The sequence below is a fragment of the Candidatus Polarisedimenticolaceae bacterium genome, assembly GCA_036275915.1.
Lineage (GTDB): Bacteria > Acidobacteriota > Polarisedimenticolia > Polarisedimenticolales > DASRJG01 > DASRJG01.
The window spans coordinates 358,496-377,537 of sequence record DASUCV010000009.1; the positions used below are offsets into that span (position 1 = coordinate 358,496).

A 19,042-nucleotide genomic window follows, 5' to 3' on the forward strand; every position below is an offset into this window, starting at 1 on the left:
GTCGTCGATGCGGCCGTTGCAGTCGTCGTCGATGCCGTTGCAGACCTCGACCGCACCGGGGTGCACGGCCGGATTCGTGTCGTCGCAGTCGCCGGAACAGGCGGAGTAGCCGTCGCCGTCGTGGTCCTGCTCGAAGGCGGGGGTCCACGTGGTGTTGTTGCAGTCGTTCCGGATGCCGTCGCCGCAGATCTCGGGCGCTCCCGGATAGACGGTCGCGCGCGTGTCGTCGCAGTCGCCGGCGCAGATGCGGAAGCCGTCGTGATCGGCGTCGGCCTCGTTCGCCGGGGCGGTCGGGTAATTCGGGGCCAAGCAGTTGTTCTCGAGGCCGTCGCACAGCTCGGGAGCGCCGGGGTAGACGGTCGCATGGGTGTCGTCGCAGTCGTCGAAGCCCGCTCCGAAGCCTGCCGGGGCGGTGCCGTTGCACGACTGCGCGATCGCACCGAGCACGCCGTGGCCGTCGCCGTCGGCGTCCGGATACCAGATGCTCGTGACCGGGCCGCCGAGCCTCAGGGCGCGCAGATTGCCGTCGATCGAGCCGGGATCGATGGCGAGGTTGCCGCCGACGTTGAACGTGCCGAAGATGTCGCCGAGCGTGGTCTGAGCCGAGGCGTTCAGGAGGTCGAAGCGGTAGCTCCCCGCGGCGACGTTGCCGGTCCACGTCGCCTCCGCGATGTCGATGACGTCGCCGATGCGGACGCCGGCCGCCATGTCGCACGGCGCGAGGCTGCGGATCAGGGCTTCGACGTCCGGCGAGAGCACGAGCTTCGTGTCGCGGTAGACGTTGCTGTTCATCTGGAGGGCGTGAACCGCTGGATTGGCGGGGTTGCTCACCGCGATGTTGAGCATCGTGCTCGTCAACTCGGTCAGCGTCCTGTTCGAGCCGCCGTAGATCGCGTCGATCGAGGTCACAGCGTCGGCTCGGAGCGCGCCGTTCCCGTTCACGAAGAGCGACAGGTAGATCGGCGAGCCTCGGAACGCGACGTCCATGATCGAGCGCATCTGCGCGTCGGTGTAGTGGTTCCTCCAGTTCTTCCAGAATCCCGAGGAGCCGGGGTGGAGGCTGCCGCTGAGCGAGTTCGTGAAGGTGCAGGTCACGATCGCGCCGGGAGGAGGCGTCACGCTGATGCTGGCGCCACCGGTCGTGCGGGTGCCGTCGGGGAAGACGCAGACCGACGACGCCTGGTACGGGAACAGCGGGGTCTCGGCGACCGTGTAGCTATGACCGCCGGCGAGGTACGGGCTGAGGTAGTGCTCGAGGTGCTTGAGGGTGAACGAAATCCCCCAGCCCGAGGTGAACTCGAACGGGATCGTCGTCGGGTCGAGTGTGGGGCCCGGGGTCGTGTCGGCGAGCATCTTGACGACCTCGATCTGGCCGCGCTTCGTGTCGACGAACGTGCAGGTGACGGTCTCGCCGGCGTTGAGGGTGAACGCGGTGCGGCGCGTGACGAGATCGACCGACGCGAAGCCGCTGCGGCCCTGCGAGCTGACGCAGGCGAGGGACGTCAGATCCCAGAGCTGGCCCGGATCGGCCTGCTGCGCGGCGACCGCTCCGGGCGCGTAGCTGAACGCGATGGAATTCGGGAGCTCGTTCGCCGGATTCCCGTCGTCGTCGAGCAGGAAGCCGGTGGAGGAGCCGTTCGGGGCCTGGATCGTGAACGAGAAGTCCTGCGGATCGTCGGGGCGCGCGTCCTCGACGATGACGACTCGTCCCCACTTCGTGTTCGTGAAGGTGCAGGTGACGGTCTCGCCCGGGTCGAGCACGATGCTCCCCGGCGCGCTGCCGTCGCTGCACACCACCGAGGTGAGGTCCCATCCCGCGGGCAGGGCGCCCTGCGCCGCCGCGTAGGCGCCGGGGCGGAGGAGGCCGGAGTCGTACTTCGCCGCCGCATCGGTCAAGGAAAAGGTCTGCGCGATCGCGTCGGGGCCGCCGCCGAGCGTGAACGAGAACGCCTGCGGGTCGTTCGACGGCAGTGTGACCTCGTCGATGAGGATGCGGCCGCGCTTCACGTTGTGGAAGACGCAGGTCACGACCTCGCCCGGGGAGAGCACGACCGCGTTCGGCGCGCTGCCGTCGCTGCACGTCGCGCCGGTGAAGTCCCAGCCGGCCGGGTTCGTCTGCGCAACCGCGTAGGTTCCCGCTCGAAGCGATGAAGACTGGTACGGCGCCGTCGCATCGGCGAGCGAGAAGCTCGCGTTGACCGCGTCGGGGCCGCCGCTCAGGTTGAAGGCGAAGAGCTGCGGGTCGCCCGTGGGAAGCGTCGACTCGTCGACGATGATCTTCCCGCGCTCGACGAAGGTGAAGGTGCAGGTGACCGTCTCGCCGGCGGAGACGCCGACGGCGCTCGGGGCGCTGCCGTCGTCGCAGGTCGCGGAGACGAGGTCCCAGCTCGAGACGGACCCAGGTGTCGCGGTGTAGGTCCCGGGCCGGATCGCGCCCGAATCGTAGGGCGCGCTCGCGTCGGCGAGAGAGAACGCGGCGTTCACGCTCGGGGCCGGACCGCCGGTCAACGTGAAGGGGAACGACTGCGGATCGCCGGACGGCGTCGTGACGACGTCGACGCGGATCCGTCCGCGCTTGACGTAGGAGAAGGTGCAGGTGACCGTTTCACCGGCATCGAGGCCGATCGCCGCCGGCGCGCTGCCGTCGCTGCACGTCGCGCTCGCGAGGTCCCATCCGGCGGGCGGCGCCTGCGGCACGGCCGCGTAGGTGCCACGGCGCACGAGGCCCGAGCCGTACGGCGTCGCGGCGTCGGTGAGCGAGAAGGCCGCATTGAAGGCGTCCGGCCCGCCCGAGAGCGTGAATCCGAACGACTGCGCGTCGCCCGACGGCGTCGTCACGACGTCGACGACGATCGTGCCGCGCTTGACGTTCGTGAACGTGCACGTGACCGTGGCGCCGGCCGCGACCTGCACCGCATTCACCGGGCTCCCGTTGTCGCAGGTCGCCGACGCGAGGTCCCACGCGGCGCCCGCCGGCGTTTGCGCGATCGCGTACGTTCCGGGTTTGACCGTCCCGCTGCCGTGAGGCGCCGTCTGGTCGGCGAGACCGAAGCTCTGCGCGATCGCGTCCGGGCCGCCGGTCAGCGAGAACGAGAACACCTGAGGGTCGCCGCCGGGAATCGTCACCTCGTCGATCAGGATCGCGCCGCGACGCGTGTGGGTGAAGGTGCAGTGCACCGTCTCCCCCGGGTCGAGGTGGATCGCGACCGGCGCGCTCCCGTCGTCACAGACCGCGGAGGTGAGGTCCCAGCCCGAGGGGATCGGGCTCTGCGCGGCGGTGTAGGTGCCCGGCTGGACGAGCGCGGTCGCATGCGGCGCCGCCGCGTCGGTCAGCGAGAACGCATCGGAGAAGGCGGCCGGGCCGCCGGACACGGTGAACGGGAACGACTGCGGGTCGCCGGACGGCACGGTCGTCTCGTCGACGACGATCCGGCCGCGCTTCACGTCGATGAAGGTGCAGGTCACGGTCTCGCCGGGGGCGACGTTGACGGCGCTCACCGGACTGCCGTCGTCGCAGGTCGCCGACGTGAGATCCCACGCGAGACCGGGGTTCGCCTGGACGATCGAGTACGTCCCGGGGAGGACCAAGCCGCTGTCGAACGCCGGCGCACCGCCGACGAGCGAGAACGACGAGGCCAAGGCGTCGGGGCCGCCGGAGAGCTGGAAGTCGAACACCTGCGGGTCACCGGCTGGCGCGACCGATTGCACGACGCGGATCCGTCCGCGCTTCGTGTTCGTGAATGTGCAGTCCGCGGTCTGACCGGACGACGGGGTCAACGTCACCTCTCCCGTGAGACGTCCGGCGGCGTCGCGCACCGGCGTGCCGGGGCCGGAGCACGTGAGGTCGGTGAGATCCCATCCCTGCTGCGGCGTCTCCGCGACGCTGAGAGCGCTCTCGAAGCGGCCGCTGAACGACCGGGAGCTCGGGAGCGCGTTGCCGTCGTTGCCGTCGTCGTCGAGGTCGAAAGAGGAAACGCCCAGCTCGGGCGACGACGTGAAGCCGAACACCTGCGTGTCCTGCGGCACGGCATGCTTGCGGATCGTCACGGTGCCGCAGTTCGTCACCGAGACGTCGATCGGCTTGATGAAGTCCTTGAGCGAGGCGCTGAAGGAGTTCGACGAGCGGCTCTTGACGAAGCCGCGGCCGAAGCTGACGCATTGATCGGCCGGGAAGACGCCGGCGGAGGTGAGGTCGATCGCCGCCTCGCCGAAGGTCAGCGCCGGGAGCGAGATTCCTGCGATCGGATCGTAGACGGCGGCGGCCGTGTTGACCGCGCCCTCGGCGAATCCAGTCAGCGGCATGACGGGGCCCCAGCACGGCCCGGACGACGCCGACTCGCAAGGGCCGGTCGTCGTCCAGCGCGAGAGCCCGAGCGTCGGGTTGCCGCCGCCGGAGAAGCCGTAGGTGATGAGCATGTCGCCCGCGGTTCGCTGAACGGTGCTGCCGTTCGCGGTGAGCACGTTCGACTGATTGAACTCGAAGTCCATGTTCGCGGTGCCGAGCGTGTCGAAGCGAACCCAGCCGAGGTAGAGGTAGTCGTGCTCGCTCCCGGCCGCGCCGAGCCGCTCGTGCGCGACGTAGAAGCGAAGGAGGTCGCTCTTGTTCGACGGGATCGACCCGAGGTCGATCCCGGGGACGACGTCGTCTTCCTTCCCGCGGAGCGAATCGTCGTTCTGCCCCGACGGCGTGTCCTGGCCGACGAAGAGCGCGGGGCTACCGACGAAAGACGACCAGTCGGTGCCGGCGCCGGCGGTCAGGTCGCCGTCCGCTCCCTCGAACGGGCTGCCGGAGAGCGCCCAGATCGCGCCCCCCGCGGCGACCGCGAGGGCCCAGAGTCCCAACGATCCGAAGAGACGGTTCGTGTAGCGCATCGTCCGTACCTCCCACATCGCAATGCGAGCGGAGGTACGGCGGTTCGAGGGCCGAACAATGGTAATGATGGTAACCGTAGGTGTTCACTCATGTTCATTTGATTGCTGTAGAGTCCATATTGGCCGGCGCTCTCGAGTGCAACGAGAGGGCGGTTCCCGCGTCGCCGCGCCCAAGAACGAAACCGTCGACGAGCCGCTCAGCAGCCGACAGCGCCGAGGATCGCGACCGCGGCGCTTCGATGCCGCCGGTCGAGAAAGGCTAGCGAGCCTGCGGTGTGAACTGGGCCAGGTCGTAGAGGCCGAGGGTCTTCTCGATCGTCGCGACCCGCTCGACGATCCCCTCGAAGCCGTCCTTCCCGAACAGCTCGTGCTCCCTCTTTTCGAAGTCGTCGCCGAGCGCGTCGTACTCGTTCGGGCTGATGATCGTGCGGAGCGCGGGGAAGAGCACGGTGTCCTCGCGCGCTTCGTGCGGCTCGTACATCCGGATGAAGGCGGCGAGGCTCGTGCTCAGCGCTCGGCGGCCGTCCTGCGTCGCGATTCCCGACGCGTTCGCGAGGTGAAGCGTTTCCTCGGTCACCGTGCGACCGGCGTGATGCTGCGCTTCGAGCACGTCGACGAGATCCTGTTGCACGCGCGCCTTGCGGAACCGCGGGAACAGGAAGTCCTCCTCGAGCTTCTCGTGATAATCCTCGATGAAGGTCCGGACGATCGTGGCCGAATCGGCGATCGCCTGCGGCGGGAGGTCCTGGCTCGCGTCGAGTCGGCGGATCCCCTCGCGGTAGACGAGCAGGATGCGCTTGAGCACGCCGTGCTCGCGCATGAGGTCTTCGGCGGGCGAGACGTCTTCGCCTTTTTCCGGTTCCTTCGCGGCACACGCGGGAACGATGGCGATGGCCCCCGCCGCCGCCGAGACCTTGAGAAGCTCGCGTCTGGTGAGCATGCACGCCTCCTCGGTGCGTCCACGGTAAACCCGTCACGGACTCGGCGCGAACGCCCGTAGGATACGGACGTGGAGCGGCCCGCTTCCCAGAAGACGACGCGCACGCGCCGGTCGACGCCGGCGGGAGGCGCTGCGCTGCTGGCGCCGGGGCAGATCGTCCATAGCATCGAGTCCGGCATCAGCTATCGCGCCGGCGCGTTGCTCGGGTTCGGCGGCTACGGGCAGGTCTTCCTGGCCAAGCGCCTGGGGCGCGCGCAGCACGTGCCCGACGTCGTTTGCCTCAAGGTCAGCCCGCACATGGATGCGTGGGTGCGCGAGGCGTACTTCGGCCAGCTCCTGGACGGGCACCCCCGCGCGATCCGCGTCTACGACCGCTTCACGTGGATGCCGGGCGAAGGGCGGCCGATCTACGGCCTGGCGCTCGAGTGGGCACGCCATGGCGACCTGAGCGCCTTCCTCAAACAGAGCGGCAAGCCGTGGTCCGAGCGAGCGGCCCGCCGCGAGATCGCGGGCGTGCTCGAGGTCCTCGGCAAGCTCCATCGCGGCGAGCTGCTCCACCGCGATCTCACGCCGATGAACGTCTTCGTCTGCGACGGCGTCAAGCTCAAGCTCGGCGACTTCGGCATCGTGCGCTCGATGAGCGACCGGCGCCGGGAGAGGGTGCGCACGTTCAACCCGTTCATGGCGCCGAGCGAGGTCGTCGCGGGCGCCGTTCCGAAGTGGCGGGCCCGGGACGACGTCTACCAGGTCGGCCAGCTCCTGGCGATGCTCGTCAAGGGCGACGCCCGCGAGCGCATCCGCACTCCGGAGGTCCGGCACCTCACGTGCAGCGACGAGCTGAAGGAGATCGTCCACCGCTGCATCGGCGAGAGGCGCAAGCGGTACGAGAGCGCGTCGGAGCTGATCGACGCCTTGGGGAAGCCGCCGGCGAGGCTGCGCGCCGGGGCGTCGGTGTCGCTGAAAGGCGTCCACCTCGCGTTCACGGGGATCCTGTCCAAGCCACGGAAGGACGCCGCGCGCGCCGCGAAGCGCGCCGGCGCGATCGTCCACGGCGGCCCATCCGCGCGGACGAGCGTCCTCGTTCGCGGCCGCCCGAACCCGCTCCAGGCCGCCGGCCGCGACGCTGGGTTGAAGCTCATGGAGATCAAGCGCCTCCGCGAGAAGGGTCAGAAAATCACGATCCTGAACGAGAAGCAGTTCTGGGCGCTCGTGAGGGGATAAGGGGACAGGCACCGATTTTCAGATCGGGACTTCAGAGGGGACAGCTTCCGAAACTCGCACTTCTGAGTTTCGGAAGCTGTCCCCTCGGTTTCTGAAACCTTATTCCCTTCGGACGATCGGTCATGCGATTGAGACGGCGGGACATGCCGCGGCGGTGTACTTGCCACATGATGGACGAACGACGAGCGGAGAACGCCATGATCACCACTCAATCCCCCGCCCCCGACCTGACCGCCATCAAGGTGAAGCAGCAGGCGACCTGGGCGTCCGGCGACTTCGGCCAGATCGGCGTGAGGCTCCAGATCGTCGGCGAGTCGCTCGCCGAAGCGGCGGACATCCACGCCGGCGAGAAGGTGCTGGACGTCGCCGCCGGTAACGGCAACGCTTCGCTCGCCGCCGCGCGGCGGTTCGCGGAGGTCACCTCGACCGATTACGTCCCCGCCCTTCTCGAGGCAGGACGCCGGCGCGCGGAAGCGGACCGGCTGCCGATCGCGTTCCAGGTGGCCGACGCCGAGGCGCTGCCTTTCGACGCCGCTTCGTTCGACGTCGCGCTCTCGACCTTCGGCGTGATGTTCGCGCCGAACCAGGCGAAGGCGGCGTCGGAGCTCCTTCGGGTCGTGAAACCGGGAGGGCGCATCGGGCTCGCGTGCTGGACGCCGGAAGGGTTCCTCGGCGACATGTTCCGCGTGGTCGGCTCGTTCGTGCCGCCGCCCGCGGGGCTCGAGTCGCCGATGCGCTGGGGAAGCGAGGCGCGCCTCGCGGAGCTGTTCGCGGGAGCGAGCGACATCAAGGCGGAGCGCAAGATCTGCAACTTCCGCTACGCGTCCGCCGAGCACAACGTCGATTTCTTCCGCGCCTACTACGGGCCGACGCACAAGGCGTTCGCCGCGCTCGACGAAGCGAAGCAGGCGGAGTTCCGCCGGGCGCTCGTCGACCTCTTGAACGAGAACAACGTCAGCAAGCGCGGCGGCCTGGTGGTCCCCGCCGAATATCTCGAGATCGTCATCACACGCTGAAGGGAGATGCCATGAACGACATGGTCGTCAAGACCAAGGACGGAAATCGCGCGCAGATCACCGCCGATCTGGCCGATGCCTTCCGCCGGAGCCTCCGCGGGACGCTCGCCCTTCCCGGCGAGGACGGCTACGACGAGGCCCGTACACTCTGGAACGCGATGATCGACCGGCGGCCCGCCGCGATCGTTCGCGCCGCGACCGCGGAAGACGTCGTGGAGACGGTGAAGCTGGCCGCCCGGCACGACCTGCTGCTCGCCGTCCGCGGCGGGGGTCACAACATCGCGGGCAACGCCGTCTGCGACGGCGGGCTCATGCTCGACCTGTCGCTCATGCGCGGCGTGAAGGTCGATCGGTCGGCGCGCACGGCGACGGTCGAGCCGGGCGCGCGCCTGTCCGACCTCGACAAGGCGACGCAGGAGTTCGGTCTCGCCACACCGGTCGGCATCAACTCGACGACCGGCGTCTCCGGACTGATCCTGGGCGGCGGCTTCGGGTGGCTCTCCCGTAAGCACGGCCTCTCGATCGACAATCTCGTGTCGGCCGACGTCGTCACCTCGTCAGGAACGCTCGTGCGGGCCACAGCCACGGAGAATCCCGATCTCTTCTGGGCGATCCGCGGCGGCGGCGGGAACTTCGGCGTCGTGACCTCGTTCACGATGAAGCTCCATCCGGTCGGCCCGGAGGTGCTCGCCGGGCTCATTGTGCACCCGTTCGCGGACGCGAAGCGCGTGCTCCACGAGTACCGCAAGGCGGTCGCGAGCGCGCCGGACGAGCTGACCTGCTGGGTCGTCATGCGGAAGGCACCCCCGCTCCCGTTCCTGCCCCCGGAGGTCCACGGGACCGAGGTGGTCGTTCTTGCGCTCTGCTACGCGGGCGATGTCGAGGCGGGAAAGAAGGCGGTGGCACCGTTCCAGGCGATCGGGAAGCCGATCGCCGACGTCGTCGGCCCCAGCCCCTACGCCGGCTGGCAGACGGCGTTCGATCCTCTGCTCACGCCGGGCGAGCGGAACTACTGGAAGTCGCACGACTTCACCGCTCTCACGGACGAGGCGCTCGACGCGATGCTCACAGCCGTGAAGACGCTCCCCACGCCGGCGTGCGAGATCTTCCTCGCGAGCATGGGCGGCGCCATCAACCGCGTCGCCGCGGACGCCACCGCGTACCCGCACCGGAGCGTCGAGTTCATCATGAACGTCCACGTGCGCTGGAGCGATGCGAAGGACGACGCGCGGTGCGTCGCATGGGGACGCGGCGTCTACGAGACCATGGCCCCCTTCGCGACCGGCGGCGTCTACGTGAACTTCATGCCCGGCGACGAGGCCGCCCGCGTGCGAGGCGGCGCGTACGGACCGAATTACGAACGTCTCGCCCGCCTCAAGACGAAGTACGACCCGAAGAACCTTTTCCGGCTGAATCAGAACGTGGCGCCGGCGGAGGCGGTGGCGAGCTAGATCAGTAAATGAGGGGACAGCTACCGAAATATCATTCTAATTCGGTAGCTGTCCCCTTATGTGGGCTTCGGCGGAGTCGCGGCCAGCATCGATTGCAAGATTTGCTGGCCGACATCCGCGACGGCCGCCGGCGAGTGCGGGATGAAGAGCGTGTTCGTCCCGTCGGACTCGCCGATCGACTTCAGCGTGTCGAAGTACTGGGTCACCATGACGAGCTGCATGACGTCCTTGGCGGTCGCGCCCTCGACCGCCTTCTGGAACTGCTCGATCGACGACTGGAGCCCCTCGACGATCGCTTTGCGCTGATTCGCGATCCCCTGCCCCTGGAGCGCCTTGCTCTCCGCCTCGGCCTCGGCCTTCTTGACGACGAGGATCTTCTCCGCCTCGCCGCGCGCGGCCGCGGCGACCTGCTCGCGCTGCGCCGCGTTGATGTCGTTCATCGCCGACTTCACCTTGGGGTCGGGGACGATGTCGGTGACGAGCACGTTGACGATCTCGTAGCCGAACCCCGCCATGTCGGCGTCGAGCTCCTTCTTGACCGCGAGGGCGATGCTCGACTGGCTGGCGAAGACCTCGTCGAGCGTCATGCCCGGAACGTGGCCGAGGATGACCTGCTCGACGTACGACTTGATCTGCGCGGCGGGGTCCGCGAGCTTGTAGAAGGCGTCGTACACCTTCTCGGCGCGCACGCGGTTCTGGACCGAGATCGGGATCGTCACGAAGACGTTGTCCTTCGTCTTCGTCTCCATCGTGAGGTTGATCTGCCCGACCTTGAGGCTGAGCGTGCCGGCGACGGCGTCGATGAACGGGACCTTCCAGTTCAAGCCCGCGTCGGCGACGCGGAGGAACTTGCCGAAGCGCGTCACGACGACCGCGCGCGCGGTCTGCACCGTGAAGAAGCTCCCGAGGATCGTGAACAGCAGGATGAGACCGACGACGGCGAGCGGGACCCACATCATGGCGGAACCTCCACGGAAGTCGACAGTCTACAGTCGACAGTTGACAGTCTGTGAACTGTCAACTGTGAACTGTAAACCTCTTATTTCTTCAGCTCCCGGATGAGCTCCGGCAGGTGCTCTTTCGCTTCGGGACTCTCCGGGGCCAGCGCGATCGCGCGCTCGTACGAGGCGATCGCCTTCGCGGAGGCGCCGGTCGCCTGGTAGGCGAGCCCCAGCTCGACCATGACGTCCGCATCGTCCGGCGCAAGCGCCGCCGCCTGCTCGAGCTGTGAGGTCGCTTCGTCGTTGCGTCCGAGGCGGCGGAGAACGCCGCCGAGATTGAATCGGGCCGGCGCGGAGTCGGGCGCGGTCGCGAGGCAGGCGGCGTACTCCGTCGCGGCCTCCTCGAGCTTCCCCGCGTCGACCAGCTCGTTCGCCTTCGCGAAGTGGCCGGCGGCGGCGGCCGCCTCGAGATCCTGGACGTTCTTGCGGAGGTCGTCGCGGCCGGGCGCCAGCGCCTCTGCCGCGCGCGCCTCGGCGATCGCGGGCGCGATCTCTCCGCGCAACAGGTGGCACCAGGCCAGGCCGAGCTTGACGTCGACGACGCCCGCGAGACCGACGCGGTCGGCGAGCGCGAAGTGCCGGTAGGCACTTTCGAGCGCGCGCGCGTGCGCCGGCGAGTACGCCTTCGCGCGGAACGCGCCCGAGAGACCGTCCGCGCGGTTGACCTCGGTGCGCTCGAGGTCGTAGCGTCCCCACGCGCGGTGCCACTGCGCGAACGCGCTGTGCGCGGTGAACAACAGCCAGAGGACCGTGAGGACCGCGAAGCCGCGGCCCCAGGACGTCACGCGCCCCGAAGATTTGAGCTCGAGGCTCTGGAGGCGCGCGGAAGGCCGCCGAACGAGATGCCACAGCTTGAGCGCCGTGAACGCGGTGATCCCGCCGAGCCCGACCGAGAGAAGCAGCGGAGGCCCGTCGTAGAGATCGCGGAAGACGAGGATCGATGCCGCGGCGACGGCGGCGACGGCGATCTCCTCGCCGAGGCTGAGGTCGTAGCGCTTGGCCCGAGGCGCCGGCGCCGGCCCCTTGAGGAGCGCCGGCTTCGCGAAGGAGAACGAGAGCGCCCCCTTCGGACAGACGCTGATGCAGTCGGTGCACTTCATGCAGCCGGTGTCGACGACCATGCCGTAGAGGCGTACTTCCTCGTGCACGCGCACGTTCGACGTGCAGGAGGCGGTGCAGTGCCCGCACTGCTCGCACGCGTCGCTGACGACGATGCGCCCCGGCGAAGCGAAATCGAGCGCGCCGAAGAGGCTTCCGTACGGGCAGCCGTAGGTGCAGAAGCCCTTCGCCCCGAGGAAGTAGACCGCGGCGAAGCCGCACACGGCGTACGTGAGGACCGTGAAGACGGGTCCCGGAAAGGTCGCCCAGAGGTCGGTCGTCATGAACCGGCTGGTGAACCCGGGAAACGGCGCACGCGGCGAAGAGAGAAGGCGCACGAGGCTCGGCCACGCGAACATGTAGAACGCGACGACGGCCGGCGTCCACGCGAGCAGGCGCGCGCGGAACGGCCGCGGACGAATCCCGAGGCGCTTCATGATCCACGCGCAGAAGTCTTGGAGCGCGACGATGTGACAGCCCCACCCGCAGAAGAAGCGGCCGAAGATCAGCGTGGCGAGGAGCGCGATGCCGAAGAAGACGAAGCCGGCGTTCACGGTGCCGAGCTCGAGCGTGTACATCGATTCCGAAGGCTCGACGGGCGAGAGCGAGCGCCGGGTCATCAAGAAGTGCGTGATGTGGATCGCGATGATCGCGTGAACGCCGATCAGGACCGCGGCGCGCCACGGTCCGCGCCGCGATTTTCGAACCTTCGCGAGCGACCCCTGACCGATCACCGGAAGCGCGGGATCCTCGGCGGCGACGCCTACTTCACAACGACCCATCTCGATCGGTCATTCTAGAGATCACCGGTCATTTTTCTAGGCCGGGCGCGCGTGGTTGTCGTACATTCGCCCGGGGGAATTCCGAAAATGCTTGGTCGACGCGCCTTACGTGTCTTCGCTCCTTTCGTCTTCGTGCTCGTCTCGGCCGTCGCCCCCCGAGCGTTCGCCGCCTGCGGCGACGGCACGATCAATCCCGGCGAGGACTGCGACGACGGCGCCTCGAACGGCACCACGAACTCCTGCTGCGATGCGACCTGCCATTTCAACGGCAACAGCCCCGACGTCTACGTCGGCGTGCTCACCGGTGTCACGTCCTATACGCCGGTCGGCGGGATCAGCGCCTACTCGATCGGGACGACGTCGTGCAACCAGGGATCGTGCTGGCTGAACTGGATCTCGAACACCGCTGAGCACCCCGTCATCGGCCAGAACATGTTCCGCCTCAAGGATGGCCGGTTCGAGCAGATCGGCCAGTCGTGGCTCAAGCACGGATTCACGGCGCTCCAGCAGGGCGCGTGCTTCAGCGACTGTAACGCCGCGCCGAACGGCTCGCACCTCGGCGTTCACTGCTCCGATCCCTACGATTCGGGCCTGAACGGGACGCAGACGCGGCTCGGCCCGAAGGACGACGTCAACGCGTTCACCGGCGTCTACCTCTATCCCGATTCTCGCGAGAGCACGACCGGGAACTCCATCTTCAAGCGCCTCCAGGTCCACAACACCGACATCGACCCCGCCCAGAACGCCGGCGCTCTCTACTTCGCGGAGGGGCAGTACGTCAGCCACGACGACGCGACCGCGAGCAACAACACGAACAACGCGTCCTACCGGCCGTGCACGTTCACCGGCACCGGTACGTTCACGCTCACGCTCACCGGATCGACGGTGACACAGAAGGCCGGGATTCAAGCATGGAAGGCGCAGGACCCATCGGTCAGCGAAGTCATCATCGACGCCGATCAGGGGAGGTTCATCCTCTCAGCCAAGGCGACGTCTCTGGGCGGAGGCATGTGGCACTACGAGTATGCCCTCCAGAATCTGACGAACCAGCGCGCCGGCAAATCGTTCACCGTGCCGATTCCGGCGGGCACGACGGTGTCGAACACGGGCTTCCACGACGTCGATTACCACAGCGGCGATCCGTACGACGGCACCGACTGGACGCCGACGGTCCAGTCGACTTCCGTGAGCTGGGCGATGGTGGTGGTCCAGAACCCGGCAAACTCGAACGCTCTGCGGTGGGGAACGCTTTACAACTTCCGCTTCGACGCGAATGTCGGGCCGGGGACCGGCAGCGTCACGATCGGTCTCTGGCGCGCGGGGCAACCGACGACGGCAACCGCTCTCACGGTCGTCCCCAGCCCGTGCGCCAGCGGACCAGACGGGACGCCGTGCGACGACGGGAACGCGTGCACGGTGGGCGATACCTGCTCGTCGGGCGTCTGCTCAGGCGGCGCGCCGGTGGTCTGCGCGCCGCTCGATCAGTGTCACAGCGCGGGGAGCTGCAACCCGGTGAGCGGCACCTGCTCGAACCCGAACCGGCCCGACGGCACGCCGTGCGACGACAGCAGGCTCTGCACGACCGCTGACGTGTGCGTGAGCGGCGCGTGCTCGGGGACGCCGGTCGTTTGCTCGCCGATCGACGCGTGCCACGACGCCGGCACGTGCAATGCGGCCACCGGGAGCTGCTCGACTCCGGCAAAGCCCGACGGCACGCCGTGCGATGACGGAAACTCCTGCACCGCCGGCGATCAGTGCACGTCCGGGACGTGCGCCGGAACCGGCCCGCTCCTTCCGGCGGACGTCGGCGACGGGGTCATGCTCTCCCAATCGAACGGCGTCACGACGATCTCGTGGACGCCGTCCCCGGGAAGCGCGACGTCGTCGGTGCTGCGCGGGCTCCTCGCGCAGCTCCCGGTCGGACCCGGCGGCGGCGACGAGGTGTGCCTCGATTCCGGTAACGCGAGCGGCTCGTCGCTCGACCCGCAAGATCCCCCTTCGGACGGAGGCTTCTGGTACCTCGTCCGTGGGGTCAACGCGTGCGGCGACGGGACCTACGGGTACGACGACGACTCCGGCGCGCAAGGGCCCGCCCGGCAGAGCACGACCTGCCCGTAGCGATCACGCGTCGAAAGAGCGCGTGACGGCCCGGAGCTTTTCCATCTCTTCCCGCGGGATGTGCCGGGCGGGAACGCCGCCCCAGGTCTCGCCCGGACCGATGCGCGAGCCCGGAAGGACCGCGGCGTGCGCGAGGACGACCGCGCCCGCCCCGATCGTGACGTCGCCCATGATCGTCGCCGCGATGCCGACCGTCGCTCGGTCTCCGATGACGACCGGCGCGATGACGAGGTTCCCTCCGCCGCCGTAGTGGGCGAAGATCCGAACGCTGCCGCCGAGCGTGACGTCGTCGCCGAGCGTGATGAGGCCGGGGTCCGAGATCAGCTCGGTATTGATGAACGAGTGCCTCCCGATCTTCATCCCCATCGCCTTCAAGAACCAGATCCCGAACGGCGTCAGCGTGACCCACGGCAGGAACGTGTAGCGCACGACGTAGAAGAGCGCGTTGTGGAGCACCCACGGCACGGCGTGGATCGTGTAGTAACCGCCGCGGAACGGCTTCACGCGCGTGGGAAGGAGCCGGTTGTAGATCGGGACGACCGCGAGGAGACTGAACCCGAACGCGAAGAACCCGGCGGGAAGGCTCGCCGCGATCACCGCGGCTCTCGCCCAGAAGCTCCACGGCGCGCTCCACGCAAGCACCGCTTGGACGAGCGCCACCGCCGGCACGAGGGCGAAGGCCAGCGCCGAGGCCATGGTGAGGAGCACGAGGACGACGAACCCGTGGTAGCTGAGCCGAGCGAAGCGGCGCAGGACCCGGTCGAGCTCGCTCTTCGGGGGCGGGTTCTTGGGACTGTTGATGAAATCGGTCATGGGGTCCGCGGGCGCGCGATCTCGACGAGGTACTCGCGCACGGCGGCGGCGAACGCCTGGGGCTCCTCGATGTGGCCCATGTGACCGCTCCGGGAGAGGAGGACGAGGCGCGAGTCGTGGATTCCCTCGTGGAGCACGCGGCCGAATCGCGCCGAGCAGACGAAGTCCTTCGTGCCCGAGAGGATGAGCGTCGGCACCTTGATCTCGCCGAGACGCTTCACCACGTCGAAGACCGGTGCGACCCCGACCTGGCCGGGAGCGCTCGGGTCGGTCCCGGCCCGGCCCGGCGCGACCGCGAACCGCACGGCGGCGCGATACGGCTCGTAGCGCACGGCGTGTCCGGTCCAATCGGCGAAGTAGAGGGGCATCTCGCGGCGGAAGACCGCCGTCATCTCGTCGTCGTCCTTGGCCGTCGTCTCGGCGGCCAGCGCGGCCTTCGCTTCGGCGAACCACGGCTCGTCCTGGAACCACGCGAGGTTCGCCTCGACGTCGCGCTGCCAGACCGGTCCCGTGGTCGGCGACGTGTCGTAGAGGATGAGACCGCGCAACCGTTCCGGGTAGGCGAGCGCGTACGCCTGCGCGACGAAGCCGCCGTGGCTGTGCCCCAAGAGGACGAAGCGGTCGATGCCGAGGACCGCGCGGAGGCCCTCGACGTCCTTGACGTAGCGATCGATCGTGTAACCGTTCGGATCGTCGAGACGCCCCGACGCGCCCGTGCCGACCGGCTCGATGTAGACGACCGTCGCGAACTCCTCGACCGCGCGCATCCGGAGGATGTCCCACTGCGCGCCCGGGCCTCCGGCGTGAGCGATGACGACCGGGCCCTTGCCGTAGACGTGGTAGGCGATCGGCACGCCGTTGATCGTGACCTGATGCGCCCCGGCTGCCATCACGATCACGGCGGCGGCGATGAGGGGTGTCATGCCGCCATCGTAAGCGAAGTCAGAGAGCGGCGATCCTCCACGTCCCGTCCGCGGCGCGTGTGAAGAAGATCCACTTCGGCCGTGTCCTCGCGCGGAGTGCGCGGATCGACCAGTAGGAGCCGACCTCACCCTCGAGCACGTACCCACTGAAGGCTTCGACCATGTCGCGCATCCGATCGAGGTCGCCCGCGGTCCCCGCGGCGAGGCACTGCTGCGCGAGCGCGCGGTCGCCTCCCTTCATCGCGCCGACGAACGTCTTGAGCGTGCGCTCGGGCGACCCCCAGCGCGGGTCGGAGGTGAAGACCGAAGGATTGATCACCGGGCGGATCGGCTTGCCGAGGGATGAGGACGTCGCGCGCGGCACAGGAGGCGGGGTGAAGGAGGCCGGCATCGCCTTCGGGCGGACCGGCGCCGCCGCCTTGGCCGTCACTTTCGGTTTCACCTTCGCTTCGGGAGGCGCCGCCGGTTCGGCCACCTTCTTCTTCCGGGCAGGCGCCATGTCGCAAGGATCGTTCTGAAGGACGATCGCTCCCGACGCGTCTTTGCACTGGTAGGTCTCGTCGGGGGAGGCGGTCGCAGCGTCGCCGGCGTACGCCGCGAGCGATGCCGCGGCGGCCAGAACGGCTCCGGCGAGGAAAGTTCTCACACCCAGAATCTAGCGACGGGACGCTCACGGGCAAGGAATGTGCGAATACCGCTAGAATGCGCCCACAAGGACGCATGAGAGACCGCGCCGACATCCTCGAGAGAGTCCTCGAGATCACCCGCCGGCTCGCCGAGCCGCTCGAGCTCAACGATCTCCTGGGGACGATCGTCCAGGCGGCGCTCTCGATCCTCGATGCCGATCGTGGGAGCGTCTTCCTCTACGACGCGGCGGCCGACGTGCTCGTCTCCCGCGTGGCGACCGGGTCGGGCGAGCTGCGCGTCCCGGCGAACCGCGGCTTCGCCGGTGAGTGCGTGAGGACGCGCGCCGTCGTGGTCGTCAACGACGCCTATGCCGATCCGCGCTTCAACCCCGACGTCGACCGCGCCACCGGCTATCGCACGCGATGCATCCTCACGATCCCCCTCGTCGGCCACGACGACGCGCTCGTCGGCGTCCTCCAGGTCCTGAACAAGCGCGACGGGACGTTCGGCGAGGACGACGTCGCGGTGGCGACCGCGCTCGCGGCCCAGTGCGCGGTGGCGATCCAGCGCATGAAGCTGCTGGAGGATCTCCTCGCCAAGCAGCGGCTCGAGCGCGAGCTCGAGGTCGCGAAGGACATCCAGACGCGCGTGCTCCCGCGCGTCATGCCCGAGCTCGCCGCGTACGAGGTCGCCGGCTGGAGCCGCGCAGCCGATCAGACGGGCGGCGATATCTTCGACGTGATCGAGACCGGAGGGCGCGTCATCCTCCTCCTCGGTGACGCGACCGGCCACGGGATCGGGCCGGCGCTCTCGGTGACGCAGGTGCGTGCCATGCTGCGGATCGCGGTGCGCCTCGGCGCCGGCCTCGACGACGCCTTCCGCCACATCAACGATCAGCTCTCGGACGACCTCTCCTCGAACCGCTTCGTGACCGGTTTCCTCGGCATCCTCGATACCGAGCGCCACGAGCTGTCGTACCACTCCGGCGGGCAGGGGCCGCTCCTCCACTTCCACGCGGCGCGCGGGGAGGCGACGCTCGAGACCGCGACCACCCTGCCGATGGGGATGATGCCGATCATGCGCCTGAAGCCTCCGCGCGTGGCGCCGATCGAGGCCGGCGACGTCTTCGCGGCGATCACGGACGGGATCTTCGAATACGAGAACGCCGCGGACGAGATGTTCGGGGAGGATCGCGTCGTCGATCTCTTCCGCGCCCATCGCGGCTCGACCGCCAGGGAGCTGCTCGATCTGGTCGTGCGCGAGGTCGACGCGTTCGCCGCCGGCGCCCCCCAGAAAGACGACATGACGCTCGTCGTCCTGCGCCGGAAACCCTAGAACGCCAGCTCCATCCCCTCCCGCGCGACGCACGCCGTGGGGAGCTCCGACCTCGTGATCCGCTGGATCTCGTCGAGCTGGTCGTCGGTGTGCTCGGGGTGGTGGTGGAAGAGGACGAGCCGGGAGACCCCCGCCGCGCGGGCGGCCTGCACCGCGGCGAACCAGGTGCTGTGGCCCCAGCCCTTCCGCAGGGTGTCGTACTCGGCGGGCATATAGGTCGCGTCGTAGATGAGGTGGTCGGCGCCTCGGGAGAACTCCGCCAGGGCGCCGTCGACTGCTGCATCGCCATATTCGTGGTCGGTGGCGAAGATGATCCGCCGGCTGCCGTGGCTCAGCCGGTAGGCGACCGAGCCGTCCGGGTGGGACAGCGGCATCGAGTCGACCTGGAGGTCTCCCACGTCGAAGGTCGAGCCGTCGACGTCGCGGAACTTGACCGTCGCCGGGACGCCGGCGAGGCGGAGCGGGAAATAGGGGGGCGCGATCAGCGTCTCGAGGTTGTCCTGGACGGTCCGCCCGTCGGCCGCAAACCCATGAAATATAACGGTGTTAGCGGCATCGTACAGCGGCTGGAAGAGGGAGAGCCCCTCGACGTGGTCGAGGTGGTAATGGGAGAGGAAGATGTTGATCCGGGTCGCCTTCCCGGCGCGCTTCTTGGCGATCGCGACCCCGAGATTCCGGACTCCCGTGCCGCAATCGAGGACGAGGTACTCGTCTTCGGCGAGCTCGACGGCGGCGCACGGCGTGTTCCCGCCGTAGCGCAGCTTGTCGGCCGCCGGCGTCGCGACGGTGCCGCGTACCCCCCAGAACCGCAGCCGGTAGTCCTTTGCTGACATCTCGCCCTCGGA

Annotated in this window: 12 protein-coding genes and 1 pseudogene; 5 read left to right on the forward strand and 8 right to left on the reverse strand. The window is 68.7% G+C overall.

Translation table 11 applies throughout. The features are described 5' to 3' along the window. Nucleotides 1–12: 12 nt before the first annotated feature. Nucleotides 13–4,890, reverse strand: a pseudogene (locus VFV19_08515) (putative metal-binding motif-containing protein). A gap of 241 nt (nucleotides 4,891–5,131) precedes the next feature. Next, on the reverse strand, nucleotides 5,132–5,812 hold the full coding sequence (locus VFV19_08520; GenBank protein ID HEX4824342.1) for a hemerythrin domain-containing protein: 681 nt from the start codon (nucleotides 5,810–5,812) through the stop codon (nucleotides 5,132–5,134). A 69-nt stretch (nucleotides 5,813–5,881) separates the two neighbouring features. Between VFV19_08520 and VFV19_08525 the strand changes: the two genes are divergently transcribed. The 3 genes from VFV19_08525 to VFV19_08535 all read left to right on the forward strand — a co-directional run bounded on the left by VFV19_08525 (nucleotide 5,882) and on the right by VFV19_08535 (nucleotide 9,500). Beyond that, nucleotides 5,882–7,033 carry a protein kinase gene (locus tag VFV19_08525; protein HEX4824343.1) on the forward strand — a complete coding sequence of 384 codons (1,152 nt, stop codon included), beginning with the start codon at nucleotides 5,882–5,884 and terminating at the stop codon, nucleotides 7,031–7,033. A 197-nt stretch (nucleotides 7,034–7,230) separates the two neighbouring features. Further along, on the forward strand, nucleotides 7,231–8,049 hold the full coding sequence (locus VFV19_08530) for a class I SAM-dependent methyltransferase (GenBank protein ID HEX4824344.1): 819 nt from the start codon (nucleotides 7,231–7,233) through the stop codon (nucleotides 8,047–8,049). 11 nt (nucleotides 8,050–8,060) lie between these two features. Continuing rightward, nucleotides 8,061–9,500, forward strand: coding sequence for an FAD-binding oxidoreductase (locus tag VFV19_08535; GenBank protein HEX4824345.1), 1,440 nt, complete (start codon nucleotides 8,061–8,063; stop codon nucleotides 9,498–9,500). A gap of 56 nt (nucleotides 9,501–9,556) precedes the next feature. Here VFV19_08535 and VFV19_08540 read toward each other — a convergent pair whose 3' ends face one another. Further along, complete coding sequence (locus tag VFV19_08540) at nucleotides 9,557–10,459, reverse strand: SPFH domain-containing protein (protein ID HEX4824346.1); 903 nt, start codon at nucleotides 10,457–10,459, stop codon at nucleotides 9,557–9,559. An 80-nt stretch (nucleotides 10,460–10,539) separates the two neighbouring features. Beyond that, entirely contained in the window at nucleotides 10,540–12,381 is a 1,842-nt protein-coding gene (locus tag VFV19_08545) for a tetratricopeptide repeat protein (protein ID HEX4824347.1), read from the reverse strand. Nucleotides 12,382–12,513: 132 nt separating this feature from the next. Here VFV19_08545 and VFV19_08550 point away from each other — a divergent pair, with 132 nt between their 5' ends. Next, nucleotides 12,514–14,499 carry a hypothetical protein gene (locus tag VFV19_08550; protein HEX4824348.1) on the forward strand — a complete coding sequence of 662 codons (1,986 nt, stop codon included), beginning with the start codon at nucleotides 12,514–12,516 and terminating at the stop codon, nucleotides 14,497–14,499. 3 nt (nucleotides 14,500–14,502) lie between these two features. On the opposite strand, the gene VFV19_08555 is transcribed toward VFV19_08550, so the two are convergent. The 3 genes from VFV19_08555 to VFV19_08565 are packed head-to-tail and all read right to left on the reverse strand — an operon-like array spanning nucleotide 14,503 to nucleotide 16,881. Beyond that, nucleotides 14,503–15,312 carry a hypothetical protein gene (locus tag VFV19_08555; protein ID HEX4824349.1) on the reverse strand — a complete coding sequence of 270 codons (810 nt, stop codon included), beginning with the start codon at nucleotides 15,310–15,312 and terminating at the stop codon, nucleotides 14,503–14,505. Beyond that, nucleotides 15,309–16,235, reverse strand: coding sequence for an alpha/beta fold hydrolase (locus VFV19_08560; protein ID HEX4824350.1), 927 nt, complete (start codon nucleotides 16,233–16,235; stop codon nucleotides 15,309–15,311). Before VFV19_08560 ends, VFV19_08555 begins: the two co-directional genes overlap by 4 nt. A gap of 19 nt (nucleotides 16,236–16,254) precedes the next feature. Beyond that, complete coding sequence (locus VFV19_08565) at nucleotides 16,255–16,881, reverse strand: hypothetical protein (protein HEX4824351.1); 627 nt, start codon at nucleotides 16,879–16,881, stop codon at nucleotides 16,255–16,257. A gap of 74 nt (nucleotides 16,882–16,955) precedes the next feature. Here VFV19_08565 and VFV19_08570 point away from each other — a divergent pair, with 74 nt between their 5' ends. Next, complete coding sequence (locus tag VFV19_08570) at nucleotides 16,956–18,197, forward strand: GAF domain-containing SpoIIE family protein phosphatase (GenBank protein HEX4824352.1); 1,242 nt, start codon at nucleotides 16,956–16,958, stop codon at nucleotides 18,195–18,197. On the opposite strand, the gene VFV19_08575 is transcribed toward VFV19_08570, so the two are convergent. Then, entirely contained in the window at nucleotides 18,194–19,030 is an 837-nt protein-coding gene (locus tag VFV19_08575) for an MBL fold metallo-hydrolase (GenBank protein ID HEX4824353.1), read from the reverse strand. The two genes, VFV19_08570 and VFV19_08575, sit on opposite strands and share 4 nt — an antisense overlap. Between the last annotated feature and the right edge of the window lie 12 nt (nucleotides 19,031–19,042).

Excerpts from the sequence above, each read along its gene's own strand:
- VFV19_08520 (HEX4824342.1), bottom strand. The coding sequence starts at position 5,812 with ATGCTCACCAGACGCGAGCTTCTCAAGGTCTCGGCGGCGGCGGGGGCC.
- VFV19_08530 (HEX4824344.1), top strand. The coding sequence starts at position 7,231 with ATGATCACCACTCAATCCCCCGCCCCCGACCTGACCGCCATCAAGGTG.
- VFV19_08535 (HEX4824345.1), top strand. The coding sequence starts at position 8,061 with ATGAACGACATGGTCGTCAAGACCAAGGACGGAAATCGCGCGCAGATC.
- VFV19_08540 (HEX4824346.1), bottom strand. The coding sequence starts at position 10,459 with ATGATGTGGGTCCCGCTCGCCGTCGTCGGTCTCATCCTGCTGTTCACG.
- VFV19_08545 (HEX4824347.1), bottom strand. The coding sequence starts at position 12,381 with ATGGGTCGTTGTGAAGTAGGCGTCGCCGCCGAGGATCCCGCGCTTCCG.
- VFV19_08555 (HEX4824349.1), bottom strand. The coding sequence starts at position 15,312 with ATGACCGATTTCATCAACAGTCCCAAGAACCCGCCCCCGAAGAGCGAG.
- VFV19_08560 (HEX4824350.1), bottom strand. The coding sequence starts at position 16,235 with ATGACACCCCTCATCGCCGCCGCCGTGATCGTGATGGCAGCCGGGGCG.
- VFV19_08570 (HEX4824352.1), top strand. The coding sequence starts at position 16,956 with ATGAGAGACCGCGCCGACATCCTCGAGAGAGTCCTCGAGATCACCCGC.
- VFV19_08575 (HEX4824353.1), bottom strand. The coding sequence starts at position 19,030 with ATGTCAGCAAAGGACTACCGGCTGCGGTTCTGGGGGGTACGCGGCACC.